This is a genomic window from Rhodobacter lacus (genome assembly GCF_042683065.1).
GTDB lineage: Bacteria > Pseudomonadota > Alphaproteobacteria > Rhodobacterales > Rhodobacteraceae > Rhodobacter > Rhodobacter lacus.
The window spans coordinates 1-915 of sequence record NZ_JBHUIX010000015.1 but is presented as its reverse complement, the minus strand read 5'-3'; the positions used below and the strand labels follow the sequence as shown (position 1 = coordinate 915).

Here is a 915-nt window from a genome sequence, read left to right as displayed (position 1 = left end):
CAAGCGGGGTGACGGTGGCGGTGTCATTGCCCGGCGCGGTGCCGGAGGTATCGCTCACCGCGGCATTCGACGGGTCTTTGGCACTCACCGTCGCGGTGTTCGAGACGCTGCCCGCATCCACATCCGCCTGCGTCAGCGTGTAGCTCGCGGTGAAGCTCGTCGTGTCCGAGGCGCCCGCGGCAAGGGAGGCGAGCGGGCCGCCCGAGACGGTGACCTTCGGGTCGGTGATGGTGACATCGGTGAGCGTCACGGTGCCGGTGTTGGTGACGGTGAAGGCATAGGCGATGGTGTCGCCCGCGCTCACGCCGGGCGTGCCATCGTCATCGAGCAGCGTCGCGGTTTTGACGAGCGCGATCCCGGCATTTGCCGCAAGCGACATGACGGTGGCATTGTCATTCTCTGGCGCGGTGCCCGAGGTATCGCTCACCGCGGCATTCGTGGGGTCTTTGGCACTCACCGTCGCGGTGTTCGAGACGCTGCCCGCATCGACATCCGCCTGCGTCAGCGCATAGCTGGCGGTGAAGCTCGTCGTGTCGGAGGCGCCCGCGGCAAGGGAGGCGAGCGGGCCGCCCGAGACGGTGACTTTCGGGTCACTGACGGTAACGTTTGTCAGCGTCACGGTGCCAGTGTTGGTGACGGTGAAGGCATAGGCGATGGTGTCGCCCGCGCTCACGCCGGGTGTGCCATCGTCATCGTGCAGCATTGCGGTTTTGACGAGCGCGATCCCGGCATTTGCCGCAAGCGACGTGACGGTGGCACTGTCATTGCCCGGCGCGGTGCCGGAGGTATCGCTCACCGCGGCATTCGACGGGTCTTTGGCACTCACCGTCGCGGTGTTCGAGACGCTGCCCGCATCGACATCCGCCTGCGTCAGCGTATAGCTCGCGGTGAAGCTCGTCGTGTCCGAGGCGCCCG

Annotated in this window: 1 protein-coding gene; it reads right to left on the bottom strand. The window is 66.9% G+C overall.

The window, feature by feature from the left end; all coding sequences use genetic code 11:
• A partial coding sequence (locus ACFSM0_RS16205) for a DUF7507 domain-containing protein (protein WP_377392847.1) occupies positions 1–915 on the bottom strand: 915 nt, incomplete at both ends.